The following is a 19,019-nucleotide window of genomic DNA, read 5'->3' as shown; positions in this document are numbered from 1 at the left end:
GGGGTGCAGGGCGGCGCAATCAAGGGATCATGGCGATGCGGCACGTGGACATTGGCAATCTGGACGGGCCCGTGGTGGTTTTTGGCGGTCCCTATTCCAATCTTGCGGCGACGCGGGCGCTGCTGGAACAGGTGGACCGGCGTGGCGCGCAGGCGGTTTGTACAGGCGATGTCGTTGCCTATTGCGCCAATCCGGTGGCGACAATTGCAGCGGTGCGGGCGTCCGGCTGCACCGTGGTGGCGGGCAATTGCGAGGTGCAACTTGCCAGTGGTGCGCCCGATTGCGGCTGCGGGTTCGATGCGGGCAGCACCTGTGATCTGCTGTCGGCGGGCTGGTACGGCTTTGCCGCAGCGCGGGTGTCCCGGGATGATCGCGCATGGATGGCGCACCTGCCCGATCTGGTCAGCTTTACCCATCACGGCAAGCGATATGGCGTGCTGCACGGTGGTGTCAGCGACGTGGCGCGGTTTTTGTGGCCCACATCCGCGCAGGCGGATTTCGAGGCTGAGTGGGACGCGTTCGAGGCATTTGGCGGTGCGGTAGACACAATTTTCGCGGGCCATTGCGGCATCCCGTTCACCCGCGATTTGCGGCGCGGTGCATGGATCAACACGGGTGTGATCGGCATGCCGCCCCATGACGGGCAGGCGCAGACGCGATACGGTGTGCTGGATCAGGGGCATGTGTCGATCTGTACGCTCGAGTATGACGCCGTGGGAGAGGCAGCGGCTATGTACGCGGCGGGTGGCAGTGACGCTTACCGTCAGGCGTTGCTGTCGGGCTACTGGCCTTCCGAGGATGTCTTGCCGCCGGATTTGCGGCTGTCGCCCTTGGCCAGCGGGTGATTGTCCAGCACCAGCTGCGTCAGGCGGTCGTCCACCACATGGGTGTAAATCTCGGTCGTGGCCACATCGGCATGGCCCAGCATGGTCTGGATCGCGCGCAGGTCGGCCCCCCCCGCCAGCAGATGGGTGGCAAAGGCGTGGCGCAACGTGTGCGGCGTGACCTTGTCAGTCGCCACATCACCAAAGGCGGCAAGCGATTTGATCCGCGCATAGAACCAGTGCCGCGTCAGATGGCCCAGCACCCCGCGTGACGGGAAAAGGAAACGCGAGGCAGGCTTGCCCTTCGCCTCGGCCTCGGCCTGAACGGCATCACGCAGGCCGATCCACTCGGTCAGTGCCTCACGGGCAGGGGGGGACAGGGGCACCATGCGTTCCTTGCCACCTTTGCCAAGGATCAGCAGCATTTGCGGATCCCCTCGGGCGGCAGAGACAGGCAGGCTGACCAACTCGCTGACGCGCATGCCGGTGGCGTATAACAGTTCCATCAGGCAGGTGTCGCGTGCGCGGTCATGGGCGCCGCGCCCGTAATTACGGGCGGCGACCAGCAGGCGTTCGACCTCGTCCTCGTCCAGCGTTTTGGGCAGTTTGCGATCCTGTCCCGGGCTGGCGATCTGGATGGCGGGGTTTTCGCTGCGCCAGCCTTCCTCGAAGGCAAAGCGGAACAGTTGCTTGATGGCTGACAGTCGGCGGGCGCGGGTGGATTTGGCCAAGCCTTGGGCGTCGCAATGGATCAGGTAGGCTTCGATGTCGCCTTGGGTTGCGGCGGCAAAGTCGGTGCCGCGCCCCGCGAGCCAGCTCTGCACGTCCAGCAGATCGCGCCCGTAGGCCAGCAAGGTGTTGCGCGCCGCCCCCAGTTCAGCGGCCTGCGCGTCCAGAAAGGTGGCGATCCACGTATCGCTCATGGGGCGGGGTCCAGCAGGACCACTTGCAACGCACTGCGGCGGGCGACGTCCTCAAGCCCCAAGGCGCGCAAGGTGGCAAGGCCGGTGGTCAGGCGCGGCACGTCGCCATCGGCCCCTTCCAGCGTGAGGGCCAGTGCATCCAGCAGGGCCGCGCCAAGCGCGTCATTCTGGGCCATGTCGATAATGCGCGGATCGGCGGGCGCGCCACGGAAAGCGGCCAGAACCGCACCGGCCACGCCATTGGCCTGCACATCCTGCGGCACATCCCCTGCGGCAATCGCCGCCAGTTCGGGGCGGCGCAGGGCGCGGGTGGGAAAACTGCGCGCGGCACGTTCGTATTCCGACGACAACAGCACCACTTCGAACGCGATATCGGCTGCCGTGCCGCTCAGGGTCAGGGCAGACAGATCCTCGGCAAATAGGTTGGCAAAATGCACCCTCAGGCGCGCATCACCCATAGCGCGCCACGCGGCGGGCAATGTCTTGGCCACGGCCGAGGTGCTGCGCGTGCCAAGCGCGGTTTCGAACCGTTGCAGGGCCGCGACACGGTCCCAGACCCCGCCCGAGGCCGCAGGCTGGCGTTGGGTGTACAGGCCTAGCAGGCGGTTTTCGGGGATCGCGCCGGTGCGGGCAAGACGCTCGGCCGCTTCGATCTGGGATTTCCAGCCGGCAGTGTCGGACAGGTCGGCATTGGCAAAGACGGGTGGCCAGCTGCGCGTGGGGATCGGCGTGCCCATCGCCTGATACAGGCGGAACATCAGCGGGTCATGGCTGCGCGGCACGGGCAGGGGCGCTTCGCCTTCGTAGAGGTCAGGATCAAGGAACCGTTCCAGCGCATCCACCGCCGCCGGTTCGATCAGGCCCAGCACGCGCCCCGTGCCCAGCACCAGCGCCGCCGTCCCCCAATCACCCGCCCGCGCGGTACAGAACACATCCTGCGCCGCGCCCGGTGACAGGTCGGGGCGGTTGCGCAGTACGGAGCAGCCTGTTGATTCGGTGCCCGCCAGCAGGGACATATCCATGTAGCGTTTGAAATGCGCAGGGCTCGTATCGACACCCGCCTGTTCCAGCAGCGCGAGCGCCGGATCAAGCGCGCCCAGATCATAAAGCGCATCAACCCGCGCCAGATCAAACTCGGCACTATGGGTGGCGGGGGGCAATGCCTCGGCCAGCAGCAGGGTGTAATAAAGCGATTGCAGCGCAGGGACGCGCAGATCGGGCATGGCGGCCAGCGCGGTGGCAAGGCTTTGCCCGCTGCTTTTGGACCACAGGCCGTCGGGCAATCCCGTAACGCTTGGCGGGGCAAGGCCCACACGTTTGGGGGCCGCATTGCCAAGGGGGCGCACGGTGATGTCGGGAACCGTGGCCGATGCCGACACGTCCGGTTCGTCCAGCGGCACCGCCACCACGGGGCGGGGTGTTGTGCTGGGGCTGTGCGTGTCGAGCCAGTCGATCACACTCAGCGGGGCTTGGGATTGGGTCGCACGATTGTCCTGTGCGCCAGCGCCGGTCGCACCCAGCAAGCTGGCCGCGCACAGACATATGTGCAGCCTATTCAGCATCTAGCGTCACAGGCACGCGCACCTCGTCCTGAGGCGGCGAGAAATTCGCCCCGAAGAATTCGCCGACATAGGCATAGCCTACCAATCCGATGAATCCGAAGATCAGAAGAAAGATCAACAGCTTGAAGAGTCGGCCCATGAATAAATCTGCCTCGGGTTGGTGCCAGTGATTTGTTGTTTTGACGCAAAGCATATATGGCCTTTTTCGGAAAATCACGTCATTGACAGCCCAATGAGCGAAAAACAGCATAATACGCACAATCAGGTGCAACCCGAACGGTTTCTGCTGAAGAAAACCATCGTGATGGTGGGCATGATGGGCGCAGGCAAGACGGCCGTGGGGCGCGCGTTGGCCTTGCGTCTGGATGTGCCGTTTCTGGACAGCGACGCCGAGATCGAAAAGGCGGCCAGCCGCACCGTGCCCGAACTTTTTGCCGAACATGGCGAGCCGTTCTTTCGCGCCAAGGAAACACAAGTCATCTCGCGCCTGCTGGACACCCATCGCGGTGTCCTGTCGACGGGGGGCGGGGCCTTTCTGGCGCAGGTCAACCGCGACAATATCAGCGCGCGCGGCGTGTCGCTGTGGCTGGATGCGGACCTTGATCTGCTTTGGCAGCGGGTGCGGCACAAGGAAACGCGCCCGTTGCTGCGCACGTCCAACCCGCGTGCGACACTGGCGGAAATCTACGAGGTGCGCGTGCCGCTGTATGCGCTGGCGGATGTGACGGTGGCATCGCTGCCCGATCTGTCGATTGAACAGATGGTGGACCGCGTGATCGACACCCTGTTGGCCGAACGCCCCGATGTATTGGAGAGACTGGATGCGTGAAACTGTACATGTGCCACTGGGCGACCGCGCCTATGACGTGATCATCGGCACCGGATTGCTGGCTGAGTCGGGCGCATTGATCGCACCCTTCCTGCCGCGCCCCCGCGTGGCCGTGGTGACAGAGACGCGGGTGGCCGCAAACCACCTTGAGGCACTACGGGCCGGACTGGCCGCTGCGGGGATCGAGGCAACGTGCCTTGAACTGCCCCCGGGTGAGTCGACCAAAGGCTGGGCGCACCTGTCGCAAGTGACCGAATGGCTGCTGGCGGAAAAGATTGAACGCAATGATGTGGTGATCGCCTTTGGTGGCGGCGTGATCGGTGATCTGGTCGGCTTTGCCTGCGCGATCCTGCGGCGCGGCGTGCGGTTTGTACAAATCCCCACATCGCTGCTGGCGCAGGTTGACAGTTCTGTGGGCGGCAAGACGGGGATCAACACCGCGCAAGGCAAGAACCTTGCAGGCGCGTTCCACCAGCCAAGCCTTGTGCTGGCCGACACGGATATCCTTGCAACGCTCAGCACGCGGGACTTTCTGGCGGGCTATGGCGAGGTGATGAAATACGGGCTGTTGGGCGACGCGGCCTTCTTTGGCTGGCTCGAAGAAAATGCACCGGCTATGGCGGCGGGCGATGTGGGATTGCGGATCGCGGCAATCAAACGCTCGGTCGAGATGAAGGCCGAAATCGTCACCCGCGACGAGACGGAGCAGGGCGAGCGCGCCTTGCTGAACCTTGGCCACACTTTCTGTCACGCACTTGAGGCCGCCACCGGCTATGGCGACCGCCTGATGCACGGCGAAGGGGTCGCAATCGGCTGTGGTTTGGCGTTCGAACTGTCCGCCCGCCTTGGCCTGTGCAGCCAAGAAGACCCGAGCCGCGTGCGCGCCCACCTCAAGGCGATGGGGATGAAGACCGATTTACGCGACATCGACGGCGATCTGCCTGACGAGGAAGCGCTGTTCGATCTGATGGGGCAGGACAAGAAAGTTGTCAGCGGCACCATCAACTTCATTCTGGCCCGCGGGATCGGTGAGGCATTCGTGACCTCGGACGTGCCGCGTGATGTGGTGCTGTCGGTACTGCGGGACGCACTGAACGCAAGCTAAGCGCCAGCGGCGCCACAACATCCCTTACGACAAATGAAAAACGCCCCCGCAAGCGAGGGCATTTTTTGTTGTCTGTCCCGGTGTCGGTAAGACCGGATCTTAGAACGGGATCTCGTCGTCCAGATCGCGCGATGGGGCAGGGCTCGACTGGCCACCGCCACCTTGACCACCACCATAGTCGCGATCCTCATAGCCCATCTGGTTGCCGCCGCCTGTGCCGCCACCGAAGTTGCCGCCGCTGCCACCGCCATCGCGACCGTCCAGCATGGTCAGTTCCGAACGGTAGGGGCGCAGCACGACTTCGGTGCTGTACTTGTCCTGACCGGACTGGTCCTGCCATTTGCGGGTTTCAAGCTGGCCCTCGATATACACTTTGGAGCCCTTTTTCAGGTACTGCTCGGCCACGCGGACCAAAGGCTCGGAAAAGATTGCGACCGTATGCCATTCGGTGCGCTCCTTACGCTCGCCTGTGTTGCGGTCCTTCCACGTCTCGGACGTTGCAATGCGCAGATTGCAGACCTTGCCGCCATTCTGGAATGTACGCACCTCTGGGTCGCGCCCCAGATTGCCAATCAAAATGACCTTGTTCACGGACCCTGCCATGTTCTTCCCCTTATCCTGAGCGGCGCACTGATTCCGCAGCCGCTTTGCGTCCGTCACAACCTACACATGGTTCGCGCCGCATAAAACCGCAGAGGGTGGCACTTTGCGCAAAAAACCGTATATTGCCCGCAATCGGCCAAAGGGTCGCCAGTCGGGGTGTGGAATATGCGGGTAATCTGGGCGGGGGCCTTGATATGTGTTCTGATCGCGGATGCCGGAATGGCGCAGACATTGTCGTCACGCAACCGCTCGAAACTGTTCGGGGCCCAGACCAAAGTCCTCGATTCCCGCGCGGCCAAGCAATACAGCAACTCGGTACGCCTTCAGCCGCCAAAAGTTGTGACGCCCACCAAGTGGGATACTGAAGAAACCCCGAAATACCGTGGACGCTATTCCGGCCCGTACCTGTCGATGGCCAAGGCCGCCGCACGTCGTCACGGGGTGCCTGCCGATCTGTTTTTGCGCCTTGTGCAACAGGAATCCGGCTGGAACGCCAAGGCGCGGTCGAACAAGGGGGCCTATGGTCTGGCCCAGTTGATGCCCGCCACGGCGCGCAGCCTTGGTGTGGACCGCGAAGATCCCGCGCAAAACCTCGAAGGCGGGGCGAAATACCTCAAGCAGCAATACCTGACCTTCGGCAGCTGGCGACTGGCACTTGCCGCCTATAACGCCGGACCAGGGGCGGTGAAAAAGCACAAAGGCGTGCCGCCTTACCGCGAGACGCGCAACTATGTGCGCATCATCTGGGGCAGCTAGACGCCTTCGCGCCCCAGCCCCCGCGGCGCTGGCCTATTGCGGCCATCCGCACCATCGGCGTGATTACGCCAAGTCATCCTGACCCCCGTGGAACCGAACCGCATCGGCCGTGTTGTACCGACATAACCAATGCGGACGTACAGCGCCCTTGAATACGGGGTGGCGGACGTTTCGCCAGGAAAGGACGACACTATGACACGCTTTATGAAATCCACAGCCCTTGCTGCCATTCTTGCCACCGGTGTAACCACCGCTTTTGCCGCAGAACCACTGGGCAATGTCGTGGTTGAAACTCGCACCCCCGGTGTTGAAGGCGCTGCCACCTATGACTTCTTCCCCAACATCACCGCCGACCTTGAGTCCGCGATCAAGGCCCGCCTGAACACCACAGGTCTGGACACCGACGCGCTGATCGAAGTGGAAGTGATCGAAATGTTTATCGACGGCGACACAATCGTCCCCGACAGCACCGAATTTAACCAGCTGCAGATCACGGTGAACTATTCGCACCCTGAAAACGTGTTCCCCTCCGAGATCTATCCCGTGCTGGTGAGCGCGAAGGAAATCGACATCGACGCCCCCATCGGGTTCCGCGTCGTGGATGCCGAAGCGCCTGATTTCTATAAGGTTCTGATTGCTGGCACCGCCGACAAAGTTGTCGAGATGCTGCCAGAAGAGATCGAGGCCGTGCGCAACTACTAATACGCACCATCCTTGGGCCCAAGCGCGCCACGCCCCAACGTGGCGCGCTTTTGCTATGGAAAGGACAAATTCCCGTCAAAATTGCGTTGTAGCCCACGCATACACGCAACCCCTGACGGAGCAGACAGTGAAATCACAAAGCACCTTCGCGGATCGCCTTTCGCGTATCGAAAGCGGCACAACCATAACCGCAAAAGACGTCGGGCGCAGCGGTCGTCTGGTCCAGACCGCGAAACCGCGCCGCCGTCTGCACTGGGATATGCTGTTTGTTGGCGGGTTGGCGGGTGCTGTTGCGGGTACGTTGTTTGCGATGAATATGGGCCTGCTGGTCCTGATCACGCTGGACATGCCGACCCTTTATGCGCTGGTCATGGCGGATTATCTGATGGCGGCCTATCTCGGCATGGTGGCCATAGCGCCCGTCGGCTTTGTGATGAGCCAGATTTTCGCCCGCAAGAACCCGCGCGCATGGCAGTTCTGGATCGGCTACCTCTTCGGGGTGATCGGCGCGAACTACGCAGACTTGCACACCTACTATTACATTCTGACCACCCCGGCCTCCTGAACAGGGGGCGCAGGGACTATTCCGCCGCGATCTTAATCACCGGTTCCATCCGCGCCAGAATGTCATCGGCCAGATGGCATTTCACCTGATGCCCTTCGGCCAGATGGCGCACGGGGGGTACGTCGGTTTCACACAGATTACCGGGCACCTCGGATTTCCAGCGACAGCGCGTCTGGAACGGACACCCCGGCGGCGGGTTCATCGCAGAGGGTATATCGCCCTCAAGCACGATGTGCTGCTTTTCCACCCGCGTGTCGGCAATCGGCACCGCCGATAGCAGCGCCTCGGTATATGGATGATAGGGGGGCGAGAAGACCTGATCGGTGCTGCCCAATTCGACCACATGGCCCAGATACATGACCATGACCCGATCGCTCAGATAGCGCACGATGGACAGGTCATGGCTGATGAACAGCAGCGTCGTCTTCTGTTCGCGCTGGATTTCCATCAGCAGGTCCGTGACCGCCGCCTGCACTGACACGTCCAGCGCCGACACAGGTTCATCCGCCACCACGATCTTCGCGTCCCCTGCGAAGGCACGCGCAATGCCCACGCGCTGCTTCTGCCCGCCGGACAGCTGGCGCGGCATGCGGGTGGCAAATTCGCGGGGCAGTTTCACCAGATCCAGCAGTTCAAGCATGCGCTGCCAGCGCTCGGCCTCGTTCTTGCCGATCTTGAAGATTTCCAGCGCGCGTACGATCTGGCGGCCCACGGTCATCGACGGATTCAGCGTGTCGAACGGGTTCTGGAACACCATCTGCACATCCGCGATGGTCTTGGTATCGCGCTTTTCGATGGGTATCTGTTCGATCCGCTTGTCTCCAAGGGTGATGGCGCCGGATGTGGCCGTCTCCAACCCCATCAGCACTTTGGCAAAGGTTGACTTGCCACAGCCGGATTCGCCCACAATCGCCAGTGTCTCGGATTCCCGCGCCTCGAAACTCAGTGTCTCGTTCGCCTTCACCACTTTGCGCGCGCCAGAGGAAAACAGCGCCGAGGCCGCGACTTCGTAGTATTTCTTCAGCTTATCCATCTTCAGGACAACGTCGCCGATCTCGCCCTTGGTCTTGACCTCGGCCAGTTCCAGCGGCGCGTTCCAGTCGATCTCGTCAAAGCGCAGACAGCGGGTCTCGTGGCTCGCATCCGCATTGGCGGGCACCATGGGCACCGACGGCACCGCATCACAGCGCCCCGCCTCGAAATAATCACAACGCGGGCCAAAGTTGCAGCCGGGCGGGCGTTCATGGGGCAGGGGGAAGTTGCCCGGAATGGCGATCAGCGGGCGCGCATTCTTATCCGCTCCGGGCAGGGGGATCGACCGGAAAAGCGCTTGGGTATAGGGGTGCTGCATCTCGTCAAAGACCTGCTTGATGCTGCCGCGCTCCACCGCCTCGCCCGAATACATCACGCAAATCCGGTCGCAGGTCTCCAGCACCAGCCCGAGGTTGTGGCTGATGAACAGCATCGAGGTGCCGTATTTCTTGCCCAGATCCTTGACCAGTTCGACCACCGCCGCCTCGACGGTCACATCCAGCGCCGTGGTCGGCTCGTCCAAGATTAACAGCGACGGCTCGGACATCAGCGCCATGGCGATCACGATGCGCTGCTGCTGCCCGCCGGAAAGTTGGTGCGGAAAGCTGTTCAAAATGCGCTTGGGGTCGGGCAGTTTCACATCTGTGACCACCTGCAACGCCCGCGCATAGGCCTCCTTTTCGCCCATGCCCTGATGGATCATCGGCACTTCCATCAACTGCCGCCCGATCTTCATCGCAGGGTTCAGCGATGCCATCGGCTCCTGATAGATCATCGCAATCTCGGACCCGCGAATGTCGCGCAACTCTTCGGCGCTCATCTCTTGCAGATCACGACCCTTGAACTTGATCGACCCGCCGACGATGCGCCCGTTCTTGCCCAGATCCTGCATGACCCCAAGGGCCACCGTGGACTTGCCACAGCCCGATTCTCCCACCAGCCCGACCGCTTCGCCCGGCTGTACAGAGACCGAAAAATCCATCACCGCCGGAATTTCCCGCAACCGCGTGAAAAAGGAAATCGACAGTTTGTCGATCTCTAGGATCGGCCCGTCATACTTGCTCTTCGCCATCTCCGGCTCTCCCTGTCAGCGCTGCGGGGCGCGCGGGTCCCCTGCTTCTCTGTTCCAAAAAATCCCGGGGGTCCGGGGGCTGGCCCCCGGTCCCGTCTTTCCAACTCAGTCCTTCAGACTTTCTTCGCGCAACCCGTCCGCCAACAGGTTCAGCCCCAGCACCAGCGTTAGCAAGGACAGGGCAGGGGCGATGGCCGCATGCGGATAGATCGACAACAACCGCCGCCCCGCGTTGATCGTGGTGCCCCAATCCGGCGACTCGCTTTCCAGACCCAGACCGAAAAAGCCCAATGTGCCCAGCAGGATGGTGGTGTAGCCGATGCGCAGGCAGAAATCGACGATCAGCGGGCCGCGCGCATTGGGCAGGATCTCCCACAGCATGATGTACCACGGCCCCTCGCCACGGGTCTGTGCGGCGGCCACATAATCCCGCGTCTTGATGTCCAGCGCGAGGCCCCGCACGATGCGGAACACGGTTGGCGCGTTCACAAACACCACCGATACGAACACCACCAGAATGCCCGCCTCGATATTGAACAGGTCAATCGCCGCAGGCAGGCCCGGGATTTTGTAGGTCGGCGTCGATACAATCGCCCCGTCGGTCGAGATCAGCGACAGGTAAATCCACCCCGCAACCCCCAGCACACCGATCAGAAGCGGCGTGCGCACATGCGGCTGCGTGTAGAACCGCGAATTCAGCAGCACCGCCAGAAACAGCACCGGAAAGATGAACAGAACCGTCGCCATGTAGTTGGGAATGCCCGTTGCCACGATCTCGGGCGTGACCAGCAGGTAAAACAGCAGGATCACCGGAAAGGCGAGGATCAGATTCGCCAGAAAGGACAGGAACGTATCCAGCCGCCCGCCATAGTAGCCCGCTGGCAGGCCAAGGGTGATCCCGACCATAAAGGCAAACAACGTGGCCAGCGGCGCGATCTGCACCACCACCCATGCACCCTTGAACAGGCGCGAGAACACGTCGCGCGCCAGATTGTCACCGCCCAGCAGATACCACGCATATTCGCCTTCTTCCGCACCGCGCAGGGGCGTGCCAGGCAGTTTGTTCTTCATGCCGGACACTTGGCTCAGGCTATCATGGGTAATGATCAGGTCGAACACACCGGCCATCACACCTGCAAAAATCCAGAACATCACAAGGCCAAAGCCGATCATACCGACCGTGCTATCAAACAGCTTGCCATAGAGGCCCAGACGCCGCTTGAACCTGATCGACAGGGCAAATGTCACGACCAATGCGATCCAGACGGGCAGCAACTGGCGGCTCATCCCGCCGATGATCCCGACGGTCTTTGGCCCCGCGATCACCCCCGCCACGATATAGACCAGCACAAGGCCCACCAGCCCAAGTCCCAGCCAGCGCGTCGCCGTCATTGCCCGCCCGTACAGCCCAGCGGACGAGCTAAGCGTGCCATCGGGGTTCGTTACCACCCGTTCACCGCTGGCCAGAACGCCCAGCACGATCTGCGCCGCAAGGGCCAGCACAAACAGACCCGCCAGCGCAAACAGAACAGGGTCCAGAACCCCGCCCAGTGCGCCTGTCCACGTCAATGGTTCCATGGTCTCGGCCCCCTTCAGGATATGCGGATACGCGGGTTCAGAAAGACATAGCCGACATCCGATATCAGCTGCGTAATCAGAACCACGATCACAGAAACGACCGACACGGCCAGCAAAAGCTCGATGTCATTATTCGATGCTGCCTGTACCAGAAGCCAGCCAAAGCCCTTGTAGTTGAACAGGGTCTCGACAATGACAACGCCGTTCAGAAGCCACGGAATTTGCAACATTATCACCGTAAACGGCGCGATCAGCGCGTTGCGCAGCGCATGTTTCAGCACGATGTTGCGAAAGCTGACGCCTTTAAGGCGCGCGGTCCGGATATATTGCGCGGTCATCACCTCGGTAATGCTGGCCCGTGTCATCCGCGCGATATAGCCCATGCCATAAAGCGCGATGGTAATGACGGGCAGGGCGAAGTTTTCGAAGGTCGCATTCTCGACCGCTTGGGTGGCCGATCCCTTGAACCATTTCAGACCGAAGGCCGAACTGGCAAAGACGGCGATAAAGATGACGCCGGACACATATTCCGGTGTGGCCGTGGTTGTGATCGAAAAGGTCGACAGCGACCGGTCCAGCCCCGACCCCTCGCGCATCCCCGCCAGCACCCCGACCAGCAGCGCCATGGGCACCATGACCAGCAGGACAAACCCCATCAGCTTGCCCGTTGCGGCCAGCCGCACGGCGACGATCGAGGCGACCTCGTCCTTGAAGACCAGCGATCTGCCCCAATCCCCTTGCAGGATGCCGCAAAAGGTTGCGCGGTCGGGGGCGGGCGTGTCCTCGTCAAAACACTGGCCCATCACGGTACCGTCGTCCTTTTCCGTCACCCATCCCGGCGCCACGCCCAGCCAGCGGCCATATTTCACAAAGGTATTGTCAAGGTATCCGCGATCTCCGAGCCAGCTGTTCACCGCCTCGTCTGACATGCGAAAGTTGCCTTGGGTCTTCGCCAGCTTTTCAAGGTTCGGAAAAAGGTTGGTCAGGAAGAACACGATGAAAGTGAGGCAAAGTGCCGTCAACAACATCACGCCCAGACGTCTGAGGATGAATAGTCCCATATGTGCCCCTGTCTTGGTGGCTGGTGCAGTCTTTTGCTGCCGATGACAAATGAAGCGGGCGGCATTGGCTGCGCCTCGGCTTGCGACCCCGTGCGGGCCCTTATGGTGTGGAAAGGCATGTACGGGATCGCGCGGCGCGTCCCGTTCTGGCGGCGTCTAGTTCTCCCCTTTTTGCGGCGTTCGCGGTTGGTGGCTTGCGCGCGCAGGTGCACCCGTTTCGGGCGTCGTCTTGTTGGTTGGGGACCATGAGGCAACAGATCACCGTTCAGGTCAACGGTGCGTTGCGCACAATATCAGGCTGTTTGCGACATGATGCCGGTCTGTTTGCGACGCGCGGGCGGCGTGAAACCGTGCGCAATTGGCCTAGCGGCGGCCCGCTTGGCGCAGTGCAGACGGGGTTTTGGCCGTGTGCTGCTGGATGAAGCGGGTGAAATACGCGGCCGAGCCAAAGCCCAGATGCCGCGCCACATCCTGGATTGGTACATCCGTTTCAGAAAGGGCAATTCGTGCAGCATAAAGCACACGTTCGGTCAAAAGGTCCGCTGCTGTGCGCCCCGTGGCCGCCTTGCAGGCGCGGGTCAGGTGGGTGGGCGTCACGCCAAGCGCTTCGGCATGGTCGGCCATGCTGGCCCCTGTGTGGTGCAGGCGCACCACGCGGTCACAAAAGGCGGCACTCAACCGCGCGGCTGCGTTCATTTTCACGGGCAGGTTTTCGGGCAGGGCCAGCTGGCGGCGCAGCCATACGGACATCAGCGCGATATGCGCATCCAGCGCGTCCTGTGACAGCGCACGGGCCGACGCCGCCTCGCGTTGGGACGCCTCGAACAGGCTGGTCAGTTCGGAAATGGCCGAGACATCCCTAATCCGCAACTGGCGCGGGGTGCTGGGCAATTGCACCGAGGTGCCATCGGGCACGATGGTCACAAGACCCATGCTTTGCCGTCCCAGTTCAAGCGAGAACAACGTGCGTGGCGGAATGGAAATGGCATTGTGCGCCCCGACACCGCGCCGCGTCCCGTTCAACAGCAACCGGCCCTGTCCGCGTGTCACCCAGATCAACAGATGCGACGGGCTGTCATGGGCCAGCGACAATCGCCAATCCTGCGCTGCGGTAAGCTGCGTCAGGGTCATCACCTGAATGGGGGCGAGGGACATGCGAAAAAGCCATTTGGTTCGAAACTGTAAATTCAGCCCCTGAGTGGCAGAAAAAACCACGAAAATAAAGCGGTAAATATCAAGCGGCAGTCACGCGCCCGCGAGGTCCGGCGCGTCGATCCATGTCCAGTCCGCCATGCGTGCGCGGAACCATGTGCGCTGGCGCTTGGCATATTGGCGCGTGGCGATCACGGCGGATTCCACGGCGGCGTCATGGGTCATGGTGCCGTTCAACACGCCCATCGCCTCGGCCACGCCGATGGCGCGGCACGACGGTAGCTGCGGGTCAAAGCGTGTCTTCATGCTGCGGGCTTCGTCAATCGCGCCACCTTGCAGCATCTGGTCGAACCGCGTGCGGATGCGAGGGGTCAGCCACTCTTTGGGACTGTTCAGCACGATGCCGGTGTAATCCGCCGCCCCAAGGATCGGGGCGGGGGTGTCCTGTTGCCATGCAAACAGCGACTTGCCGGTGGCGCGCTGCACCTCCCACGCGCGCTGCACACGGGCGCGGTTGTCCATCGCGATGCTCACAACCGTGTCGGCGTCCAGATTGGCGGCCATGGTCGCCAACGGCAAGCTGTCCGCTTCGGCGCGGATGTCGGGCGGGGTTTCGGGGATGTCGGCCAGCCCTTGGGTCAGCGCGGCAAAGTACAGCCCCGTACCGCCCACGATGATCGGGCGCGCACCTTCCAGCAGCGGCAGCACCTCGCGCAGCCAATGCCCTGTGGAATAGGGCGCGTCATAGGCGACATGGCCATAAAGGTGGTGCGGCGCGCGGGCCTCTTCCTCCTCCGACGGGCGGGCGGTGATCACCCGCCAGCAGTCATACACCTGACTCGCATCCGCGTTCACGATCACGCCGCCTTGCCGTTCGGCAATGGCCAGCGCCAGCGCCGATTTGCCCGAAGCGGTCGGTCCTGCGATCAAAACCGGCAGGTCTGGCGGCACATTGCCAATATGGTCACGGATCATGCTGCTTCATCCATTGAAAACCCCGCGTTTTTAGGACAGGTTGCGCGCGAATTGAAAGAGCAGGGATATGCCATGACCGAGACCGAGAACAGAACCGCCTTCAATCGGGTGATGCTTAAAATCTCGGGCGAGGCGCTGATGGGCGATCAGGGCTATGGCCTGCACCCGCCAACCGTCGAACGGATCGCGCGCGAAGTGAAGTCCGTGCACGACATGGGCGTCGAGATTTGCATGGTCATCGGCGGCGGCAACGTCTTTCGCGGGCTGCAAGGATCGGCCCAAGGGATGGAGCGGACAACAGCCGACTATATGGGCATGCTTGCCACCGTCATGAACGCGCTGGCGATGCAATCCGCGCTGGAAGGGATCGGGGTGTTCACCCGCGTGATCTCGGCCATTACCATGAACGAGGTGGCCGAACCCTATATCCGCCGCCGCGCCGTGCGCCACCTTGAGAAAAAGCGCGTGTGCATCTTTGCCGCCGGCACGGGCAACCCCTATTTCACCACAGACACCGCCGCCACGCTGCGCGCCAACGAGATGTCCTGCGAGGCGATCTTTATGGGCAAGAACGGCGTCGATGGGGTCTACAACAAGGATCCGGCCAAGCATGACGACGCGGTGCGCTATGACTCGGTCACCTATGACGAGGTGCTGCAAAAGCGTCTGGGCGTCATGGATGCCAGCGCCATCGCCCTTGCGCGTGACAACAACCTGCCGCTGATCGTGTTCCCGCTGGACACACCGGGCGGGTTCAAAAGCATCCTCGAAGGCAAGGGCACGTTCACCCGCGTTCAGGGGTAGGGTGCGCAAGTCCTGCTGGCAATCTGCACAATTCTTGATCTATACCCGACAGCAATCGGCCAAACAGGCCACATGAAGAACCAAGGGTAAATGCGATGTCAGACGACTTCATGCTTGATACAGACGACCTTCAGCGCCGCATGGACGGCGCGATGGCCAATCTCAAAACCGAATTTGCGTCCTTGCGCACGGGCCGCGGGTCGGCGTCGATGCTGGACCCTGTGATGGTGGATGCCTACGGGTCGATGACGCCGATCAACCAGGTTGGCACCGTGAACGTGCCCGAACCGCGTATGGTTACGATCAACGTGTGGGACAAGGGCCTTGTGAACAAGGTCGAAAAGGCGATCCGCGAAAGCGGTCTGGGGATCAACCCGCAGCTGAACGGCACGATCATCATGCTGCCGATTCCCGAACTGAACGAAGAACGCCGCCGCGAACTGTCCAAAGTGGCTGGCACTTATGCCGAACACGCCCGCGTGTCGGTGCGCAACGTGCGCCGCGACGGCATGGACAAGATCAAGAAGGCCAAGGCCGACGGCATGTCCGAGGACGACCAGAAGCTCTGGGAAGGCGAAGTGCAGGAAATGACGGACAAATATATCAAGGCCGTCGATGCTGCGCTGGAAACCAAGCAAGCCGAGATCATGCAGGTCTAAACCAAGTTCGGGTGCTGGACCCAACCTGCTGCCGCGGCGTGATCGGGGCGGCGTCGGGTCCGGCCCATTCGTCATTCGTAACAAGTATGGGTCTGTGACGTGACCACACCACCGGACCGCCCGTGACATGAAACCAAAGGACAACCAGATCACCAACCCCGAACATACTGGCCCCCGCCACGTCGCCATCATCATGGATGGCAATGGACGTTGGGCGACACAGCGCGGGCGTCCGCGCCTGTTTGGCCACCATGCAGGGGCGCGCCGCGTGCGCGAAGTGGTCGAAACCTGCCCCGATATCGGGGTGGAATATCTGACGATCTTTGCCTTCTCGACCGAGAACTGGAAACGGACCCAGGTCGAGGTGGCGGGCCTGATGAGCCTGTTCCGCCGCTACATCACCAAAGAGGCGCGCGCGTTGAACAAGTTCGGCGTTTGCGTGCGTTTTATCGGCGACCGGATGCGACTGGACAAGAAGCTGATCGCCCTGATGGACGAGCTTGAGGAACTGACCGCCAATAACACGGTCGTGCACCTGACCATCGCGCTGAACTATGGCGGGCGGGACGAGGTGGCGCGCGCCACCAAACGTCTTGCACAGGATGTGGCCGCAGGGCGTCTGTGCCCCGACAGCGTAGATGAAGAAACGTTGCCAAAGTATTTGGATACATGCGTTTTACCGGATCCGGACCTTGTAATCCGCACCAGCGGCGAGGCACGGATTTCCAACTTTCTGCTCTGGCAGTCGGCCTATGCGGAATATGAATTTATCGACACGCTCTGGCCCGATTTCGGGCGCGAGGAGTTCGCCGCACTGTGTTCAAGCTATGGCGGGCGTGACCGGCGGTTTGGCGGGGTGAAAACATGAGTGAACGGTGGAGCGACCTTGCTGCGCGCATGGGATCGGCACTGGCCATGGTGCTGGTGGGCATCTGGGCGATCTGGATGGGGGGGCATGTGTTCCACATCGTGGTCACGCTGGTCTGCGGGCTGATGGTCTGGGAACTGACGCGGATGCTGGCCCCCGACCTGCCTGCATTGGCCTTGCAACTGGGCGGTGTGGCGGCGCTGGCGATCCTGCTGGCGATCTATCTGCCCGCGATCTTCGTGATCCCGCTGGTGGTCGGAACGGTTATTGTGGGCGTGACGCAACTGCCGCGCCATCGCCCGCTTTTCGCGGTTTTCACTTTGGCCGTGCTGACGGCCAGCTATGGCATGATGCATGTGCGCGACGATCTGGGCTTTGGCTGGCTGGTCTGGCTGGTGCTGATCGTCGTCGTAACGGATGTGGCGGGCTATTTCGCGGGGCGCATCATTGGCGGGCCTAAATTCTGGCCCAAGGTCAGTCCCAAGAAAACATGGTCCGGCACTGCCGCCGGATGGGTCGGGGCCGCTATTGTCGGTGTGTTTTTTGCCATGAATTCGGGCCTTTGGGGCACCATTCTGGCCGCGTCCATCGTCCTGTCTTTTGCCAGCCAGTTGGGCGACATCGCCGAAAGTGCGATCAAGCGAAAGGTCGGGGTCAAAGATTCCTCGAACCTTATTCCCGGTCACGGGGGCGTGCTTGACCGGTTTGACGGCATGCTGGGCGCGAGCATTGCCTTTATCGTGATCGAACTGGCGTTCGGGTTTCCGTGGCTGATGATGTGATGCGGCGTGTGTCGATCTTTGGCGCGACGGGGTCCATCGGTCAGAACACCATCGACCTGATTGCCCGCGATCCCGACCGCTATGATGTGGTCGCCCTGACAGGCGCGCGCAATATCGAGCAATTGGCGGCGGATGCGATCCGCCTGCGTGCTGACATTGCCGTAACGGCCGATGAATCCTGCCTTGATGATCTGCGCGCCGCGCTCAAAGGTTCGGGGGTCGAGGCCGCCGCAGGGCAGGGCGCCTTGGTCGAGGCCGCAAGCCGCCCCGCCGATTGGGTCATGTCCGCCATTGTCGGTGCGGCTGGTCTGCAACCGGGGCTTTGCGCGTTGGAACAGGGCGCGACACTGGCGCTTGCCAACAAGGAATCCCTTGTCTGTGCTGGTGCGCTGATGCTCGACACCGCGCAGCGCCATGACGCACGCCTGCTGCCCGTGGACAGTGAACATTCCGCCGTGTTCCAAGCACTGATCGGCGAGGAACTGGCAGCGGTCGAACGCATCATCATCACCGCCAGCGGGGGCGCGTTTCGCGACTGGCCGTTGGACAAGCTGCACGAGGCGACATTGGCCGAGGCGTCAAGCCATCCCAATTGGGACATGGGCCAGCGCATTACCATTGATTCCGCGTCCATGTTCAACAAGGCGCTGGAAGTTATTGAAACGCGGGAATATTTCGGCGTCGCGCCCGAACAGATCGAGGTGCTGGTGCATCCCGAATCCCTTGTGCACGCGCTGGTCGGGTTCAATGACGGGGCGCTGATGGCTCATGTCGGCCCGCCGGATATGCGCCACGCCATCGGCTTTGCACTACACTGGCCCGAACGCCGCCGCCTGCCGGTCGAGCGTCTGGACCTTGCGCAGATCGGCGCGCTGACCTTCCGCGCCCCTGACGAGGCGCGCTGGCCCGCGCTGCGCCTTGCCCGCGAAGTCATGCAGCGGCGCGGCCTCTCGGGGGCCGTCTTTAACGCTGCCAAGGAAATCGCGCTAGACGGGTTTATCGCAGGGCATCTGCGCTTTACCCAGATGGCCGAGGTCGTGGATCAGGTGCTGCAAGACACCGCCCCCGACCAGATAGATGCGGCAATCACCCTTGATAACGTGGTGGCGGCAGACCACATCGCACGACAAGCCGCACAACGAACAATCGCGCAGATAACAGGATAAC

At 62.1% G+C, this 19,019-nt stretch carries 20 protein-coding genes; 11 read left to right on the top strand and 9 right to left on the bottom strand.

Going from position 1 to position 19,019, the window contains the following annotated elements; genetic code table 11:
* Positions 1–35 precede the first annotated feature (35 nt).
* A complete protein-coding gene (locus AC6GQJ_RS03225) occupies positions 36–845 on the top strand; it encodes a metallophosphoesterase family protein (RefSeq protein ID WP_500771723.1) in 810 nt (269 codons plus the stop codon).
* Here AC6GQJ_RS03225 and AC6GQJ_RS03220 read toward each other — a convergent pair.
* From AC6GQJ_RS03220 to AC6GQJ_RS03210, 3 genes are read right to left on the bottom strand one after another with little or no spacing between them, the layout of a single operon-like run.
* Complete coding sequence (locus AC6GQJ_RS03220) at positions 782–1,747, bottom strand: site-specific tyrosine recombinase XerD (RefSeq protein WP_500771721.1); 966 nt, start codon at positions 1,745–1,747, stop codon at positions 782–784. The two genes, AC6GQJ_RS03225 and AC6GQJ_RS03220, sit on opposite strands and share 64 nt — an antisense overlap.
* Positions 1,744–3,309, bottom strand: a complete 1,566-nt coding sequence (locus AC6GQJ_RS03215; RefSeq protein ID WP_500771719.1) for a hypothetical protein — start codon at positions 3,307–3,309, stop codon at positions 1,744–1,746. Before AC6GQJ_RS03215 ends, AC6GQJ_RS03220 begins: the two co-directional genes overlap by 4 nt.
* On the bottom strand, positions 3,299–3,448 hold the full coding sequence (locus tag AC6GQJ_RS03210; RefSeq protein ID WP_500771717.1) for a hypothetical protein: 150 nt from the start codon (positions 3,446–3,448) through the stop codon (positions 3,299–3,301). The genes AC6GQJ_RS03215 and AC6GQJ_RS03210 overlap by 11 nt, the downstream gene beginning before the upstream one ends.
* 93 nt (positions 3,449–3,541) lie before the next feature.
* Here AC6GQJ_RS03210 and AC6GQJ_RS03205 point away from each other — a divergent pair, with 93 nt between their 5' ends.
* Both AC6GQJ_RS03205 and aroB read left to right on the top strand, forming a co-directional pair.
* A complete protein-coding gene (locus AC6GQJ_RS03205; protein ID WP_500771715.1) occupies positions 3,542–4,138 on the top strand; it encodes a shikimate kinase in 597 nt (198 codons plus the stop codon).
* Positions 4,131–5,243 carry a 3-dehydroquinate synthase gene (gene aroB / locus AC6GQJ_RS03200; protein ID WP_500771713.1) on the top strand — a complete coding sequence of 371 codons (1,113 nt, stop codon included), beginning with the start codon at positions 4,131–4,133 and terminating at the stop codon, positions 5,241–5,243. Before AC6GQJ_RS03205 ends, aroB begins: the two co-directional genes overlap by 8 nt.
* A gap of 99 nt (positions 5,244–5,342) precedes the next feature.
* Here aroB and ssb read toward each other — a convergent pair whose 3' ends face one another.
* On the bottom strand, positions 5,343–5,846 hold the full coding sequence (gene ssb / locus AC6GQJ_RS03195; RefSeq protein WP_500771712.1) for a single-stranded DNA-binding protein: 504 nt from the start codon (positions 5,844–5,846) through the stop codon (positions 5,343–5,345).
* A 165-nt stretch (positions 5,847–6,011) separates the two neighbouring features.
* Between ssb and AC6GQJ_RS03190 the strand changes: the two genes are divergently transcribed.
* From AC6GQJ_RS03190 to AC6GQJ_RS03180, 3 genes are all read left to right on the top strand, one after another.
* Positions 6,012–6,602 carry a lytic transglycosylase domain-containing protein gene (locus AC6GQJ_RS03190; protein WP_500771710.1) on the top strand — a complete coding sequence of 197 codons (591 nt, stop codon included), beginning with the start codon at positions 6,012–6,014 and terminating at the stop codon, positions 6,600–6,602.
* Positions 6,603–6,794: 192 nt separating this feature from the next.
* The gene (locus AC6GQJ_RS03185; RefSeq protein ID WP_500771708.1) at positions 6,795–7,304 is read left to right on the top strand and encodes a hypothetical protein; all 510 of its coding nucleotides are present in this window, start codon (positions 6,795–6,797) and stop codon (positions 7,302–7,304) included.
* Between the two features lie 127 nt (positions 7,305–7,431).
* Positions 7,432–7,869 carry a hypothetical protein gene (locus tag AC6GQJ_RS03180; RefSeq protein ID WP_500771706.1) on the top strand — a complete coding sequence of 146 codons (438 nt, stop codon included), beginning with the start codon at positions 7,432–7,434 and terminating at the stop codon, positions 7,867–7,869.
* 16 nt (positions 7,870–7,885) lie between these two features.
* Here AC6GQJ_RS03180 and AC6GQJ_RS03175 read toward each other — a convergent pair whose 3' ends face one another.
* The 5 genes from AC6GQJ_RS03175 to miaA form a co-directional block, all read right to left on the bottom strand.
* Positions 7,886–9,973, bottom strand: coding sequence for a dipeptide ABC transporter ATP-binding protein (locus tag AC6GQJ_RS03175; protein ID WP_500771704.1), 2,088 nt, complete (start codon positions 9,971–9,973; stop codon positions 7,886–7,888).
* A 105-nt stretch (positions 9,974–10,078) separates the two neighbouring features.
* Positions 10,079–11,551: an ABC transporter permease gene (locus AC6GQJ_RS03170; protein WP_500771702.1), complete on the bottom strand. Its 1,473-nt coding sequence runs from the start codon at positions 11,549–11,551 to the stop codon at positions 10,079–10,081.
* Positions 11,552–11,565: 14 nt separating this feature from the next.
* Positions 11,566–12,612: an ABC transporter permease gene (locus AC6GQJ_RS03165; protein ID WP_500771700.1), complete on the bottom strand. Its 1,047-nt coding sequence runs from the start codon at positions 12,610–12,612 to the stop codon at positions 11,566–11,568.
* 363 nt (positions 12,613–12,975) lie between these two features.
* Positions 12,976–13,767, bottom strand: a complete 792-nt coding sequence (locus AC6GQJ_RS03160; protein ID WP_500771698.1) for a helix-turn-helix transcriptional regulator — start codon at positions 13,765–13,767, stop codon at positions 12,976–12,978.
* A gap of 90 nt (positions 13,768–13,857) precedes the next feature.
* Positions 13,858–14,739: a tRNA (adenosine(37)-N6)-dimethylallyltransferase MiaA gene (gene miaA, locus AC6GQJ_RS03155; protein WP_500771696.1), complete on the bottom strand. Its 882-nt coding sequence runs from the start codon at positions 14,737–14,739 to the stop codon at positions 13,858–13,860.
* Between the two features lie 72 nt (positions 14,740–14,811).
* Here miaA and pyrH point away from each other — a divergent pair, with 72 nt between their 5' ends.
* The 5 genes from pyrH (at position 14,812) to dxr (ending at position 19,018) form a co-directional block, all read left to right on the top strand.
* Positions 14,812–15,543: a UMP kinase gene (pyrH, locus tag AC6GQJ_RS03150; RefSeq protein ID WP_500771694.1), complete on the top strand. Its 732-nt coding sequence runs from the start codon at positions 14,812–14,814 to the stop codon at positions 15,541–15,543.
* A gap of 95 nt (positions 15,544–15,638) precedes the next feature.
* Positions 15,639–16,202: a ribosome recycling factor gene (gene frr / locus AC6GQJ_RS03145; RefSeq protein WP_500771692.1), complete on the top strand. Its 564-nt coding sequence runs from the start codon at positions 15,639–15,641 to the stop codon at positions 16,200–16,202.
* A gap of 127 nt (positions 16,203–16,329) precedes the next feature.
* The gene (gene uppS, locus AC6GQJ_RS03140; protein ID WP_500771690.1) at positions 16,330–17,070 is read left to right on the top strand and encodes a polyprenyl diphosphate synthase; all 741 of its coding nucleotides are present in this window, start codon (positions 16,330–16,332) and stop codon (positions 17,068–17,070) included.
* Positions 17,067–17,852, top strand: a complete 786-nt coding sequence (locus AC6GQJ_RS03135) for a phosphatidate cytidylyltransferase (RefSeq protein ID WP_500771688.1) — start codon at positions 17,067–17,069, stop codon at positions 17,850–17,852. The genes uppS and AC6GQJ_RS03135 overlap by 4 nt, the downstream gene beginning before the upstream one ends.
* Positions 17,852–19,018, top strand: a complete 1,167-nt coding sequence (gene dxr, locus AC6GQJ_RS03130; RefSeq protein WP_500773789.1) for a 1-deoxy-D-xylulose-5-phosphate reductoisomerase — start codon at positions 17,852–17,854, stop codon at positions 19,016–19,018. Before AC6GQJ_RS03135 ends, dxr begins: the two co-directional genes overlap by 1 nt.
* The last annotated feature ends 1 nt before the right edge of the window (position 19,019 follow it).

Source organism: Tateyamaria sp. 7Alg 36, from assembly GCF_059882455.1.
The sequence above is the reverse complement of the archived record's forward strand: the minus strand, read 5'-3'. Positions and strand labels throughout refer to the sequence as shown.

Excerpts from the sequence above, each read along its gene's own strand:
- AC6GQJ_RS03225 (WP_500771723.1), top strand. The coding sequence starts at position 36 with ATGCGGCACGTGGACATTGGCAATCTGGACGGGCCCGTGGTGGTTTTT.
- AC6GQJ_RS03220 (WP_500771721.1), bottom strand. The coding sequence starts at position 1,747 with ATGAGCGATACGTGGATCGCCACCTTTCTGGACGCGCAGGCCGCTGAA.
- AC6GQJ_RS03215 (WP_500771719.1), bottom strand. The coding sequence starts at position 3,309 with ATGCTGAATAGGCTGCACATATGTCTGTGCGCGGCCAGCTTGCTGGGT.
- AC6GQJ_RS03210 (WP_500771717.1), bottom strand. The coding sequence starts at position 3,448 with ATGGGCCGACTCTTCAAGCTGTTGATCTTTCTTCTGATCTTCGGATTC.
- AC6GQJ_RS03205 (WP_500771715.1), top strand. The coding sequence starts at position 3,542 with ATGAGCGAAAAACAGCATAATACGCACAATCAGGTGCAACCCGAACGG.
- aroB (WP_500771713.1), top strand. The coding sequence starts at position 4,131 with ATGCGTGAAACTGTACATGTGCCACTGGGCGACCGCGCCTATGACGTG.
- ssb (WP_500771712.1), bottom strand. The coding sequence starts at position 5,846 with ATGGCAGGGTCCGTGAACAAGGTCATTTTGATTGGCAATCTGGGGCGC.
- AC6GQJ_RS03190 (WP_500771710.1), top strand. The coding sequence starts at position 6,012 with ATGCGGGTAATCTGGGCGGGGGCCTTGATATGTGTTCTGATCGCGGAT.
- AC6GQJ_RS03185 (WP_500771708.1), top strand. The coding sequence starts at position 6,795 with ATGACACGCTTTATGAAATCCACAGCCCTTGCTGCCATTCTTGCCACC.
- AC6GQJ_RS03175 (WP_500771704.1), bottom strand. The coding sequence starts at position 9,973 with ATGGCGAAGAGCAAGTATGACGGGCCGATCCTAGAGATCGACAAACTG.
- AC6GQJ_RS03170 (WP_500771702.1), bottom strand. The coding sequence starts at position 11,551 with ATGGAACCATTGACGTGGACAGGCGCACTGGGCGGGGTTCTGGACCCT.
- AC6GQJ_RS03165 (WP_500771700.1), bottom strand. The coding sequence starts at position 12,612 with ATGGGACTATTCATCCTCAGACGTCTGGGCGTGATGTTGTTGACGGCA.
- AC6GQJ_RS03160 (WP_500771698.1), bottom strand. The coding sequence starts at position 13,767 with ATGTCCCTCGCCCCCATTCAGGTGATGACCCTGACGCAGCTTACCGCA.
- miaA (WP_500771696.1), bottom strand. The coding sequence starts at position 14,739 with ATGATCCGTGACCATATTGGCAATGTGCCGCCAGACCTGCCGGTTTTG.
- pyrH (WP_500771694.1), top strand. The coding sequence starts at position 14,812 with ATGACCGAGACCGAGAACAGAACCGCCTTCAATCGGGTGATGCTTAAA.
- frr (WP_500771692.1), top strand. The coding sequence starts at position 15,639 with ATGTCAGACGACTTCATGCTTGATACAGACGACCTTCAGCGCCGCATG.
- uppS (WP_500771690.1), top strand. The coding sequence starts at position 16,330 with ATGAAACCAAAGGACAACCAGATCACCAACCCCGAACATACTGGCCCC.
- AC6GQJ_RS03135 (WP_500771688.1), top strand. The coding sequence starts at position 17,067 with ATGAGTGAACGGTGGAGCGACCTTGCTGCGCGCATGGGATCGGCACTG.
- dxr (WP_500773789.1), top strand. The coding sequence starts at position 17,852 with ATGCGGCGTGTGTCGATCTTTGGCGCGACGGGGTCCATCGGTCAGAAC.